This is a genomic window from Aeromonas sp. HMWF015, assembly GCF_963878965.1.
In the GTDB taxonomy this organism is placed as follows: domain Bacteria; phylum Pseudomonadota; class Gammaproteobacteria; order Enterobacterales; family Aeromonadaceae; genus Aeromonas; species Aeromonas veronii.
Map to the genome: position 1 here is coordinate 1 of NZ_CAWNZT010000027.1, position 1,730 is coordinate 1,730.

Annotated in this window: 2 protein-coding genes; both read left to right on the forward strand. The window is 50.1% G+C overall.

What is annotated here, in order from left to right; all coding sequences use genetic code 11:
• Positions 1 to 749, forward strand: a 749-nt coding sequence (locus AACS18_RS01295) for a ThiF family adenylyltransferase (RefSeq protein WP_258228812.1), incomplete at its 5' end; no start/stop codon positions are given.
• 383 nt (positions 750 to 1,132) lie between these two features.
• Complete coding sequence (locus AACS18_RS01300; protein ID WP_240036137.1) at positions 1,133 to 1,600, forward strand: Mov34/MPN/PAD-1 family protein; 468 nt, start codon at positions 1,133 to 1,135, stop codon at positions 1,598 to 1,600.
• The last annotated feature ends 130 nt before the right edge of the window (positions 1,601 to 1,730 follow it).

The following is a 1,730-nucleotide window of genomic DNA, read 5'->3' on the forward strand; positions in this document are numbered from 1 at the left end:
CCGATAACGCAGATCGAACAACAATAAAGTTGAGTTCACTCGGTTTCCAAATAACCGATAAGACTTTGCTAACTTACCGAGTCAAAACCGCCGCTCAACCTCGGCCGCTAGCCAACCAATGGCCGCCTGTGACGGTCGCAGATATTTTGGCTTGGCAAAGCACCCTTGACCCTCGGTGCCGGCACAATATTCACGAACGCATAAAAGAAGGGGAGAGAACGAATGCTAAGGGCGTACTGATCATTATTGAATCACCGCTGATGACCTATGGCTTTGTCGTTTTCTATGATCGCCAAGAACCAGTCAAAAAGGACAGACTTAAAGAGCGCAGAGATCCTAGCTACAGGTTAAAGGTAACGCCCATCTCTGTGGTCAGAATCGATGATAGATATCTTGCTCAGCGGAACATGCCCAAGTCAAAGACGCTTGCAGGTAAGCACCTAGCCATTGTTGGATGTGGCACAATCGGTGGGTATCTATCGGACATGCTGGTCAAAGCTGGGGCGGGAACATGTGGTGGAAGACTCACATTGGTGGATTTCGATATCCTTCTTCCCCAGAACATCGGACGCCATCGCCTAGGATTCTCTGATCTGATGTCCAACAAAGCCGAAGCCATGGCGAAAGAGCTCAAACGCTTGGCTCCTGGCGCTGAAATTCGAGCTATCCCTGTGGATGTGAGGTTGGCCCAACTAGGAAAGCTGGATCTGCTCATAGATGCTACTGGGGAAGAAGCATTAGGACATTAGCTGTGCGGTTACTATCAGCTTCCCCTACCCATACTCTCGGTCTGGATCGAAGGACCGGGAACAGGCGTCCGTGCACTCTTGAGGGCGAACGAATCAGGAGCATGTTTCCGATGTCTTTGGCATAGCAATAGAAGAGGTGAACTCCGTTCTACCCTTTTTCCTCTTCCTACTATCTTGGCGGGACATGGATGCGAGGGCTTGTACGTGCCATTTCCCGCTTCGGTGTCCGTACAAGCTGCCAGCCTAGGAGCTGAGATGGCAATTGACTGGGTCAATGGCATCAATTCCCCTGCACTGCGTACGAGACTGATCGACCGAACCCAACAGCCAGCTACACCAGATTGTGATCCGCAGCAGGATCGGGAATGTCCTATATGCTGCCAATGAACTCCTGGGCCACAGAGGATAGCAGAACGCTGCTACATTTTTCAGGGTCTGTGCTGAGAACTTTCTGCCAGCATATTCAAGTAAGTGAGTTCGATTGCGAAGCTGGGGGCATTTTGCTTGGCTCGGTACACGGCACTCATTTACTCATCGAGCAGGCAACAGTTCCCACAACATTGGATAAACGGTTTCGATATCAGTTTGAACGGATGCCGACAGGTCACGAAGCCATCGCTCAGTCTAGATGGATGGCAAGCCAGGGTACTGTCCGCTATCTAGGTGAATGGCACACACATCCAGAGGACCATCCTCGTCCTTCTAGTCTCGATATATCCGAATGGAGTCAATTAGCAGCACAGCGTCGAGACAACCGACCAATACTTGCTGTCATAGTTGGTCGGTATTCCCTACATGTTGAGTTAGCTCATAGTTCAGGCGATGCCCAAGTACTCTTTCCCATCTCGTAGCATTCTATCGTCCATGCTCTCGCGTTTATTGGCTAAACCAAGAACCCTGAGCAACCTGAACTTTGACTATAAATGAACCAAATCTCAGACATATGTTATCTCCATGAACCTACCTCAGGGACTGCTTCGG

Coding starts and splice junctions, on each gene's coding strand:
- AACS18_RS01300 (WP_240036137.1), top strand. CDS start 1,133: ATGAACTCCTGGGCCACAGAGGATAGCAGAACGCTGCTACATTTTTCA.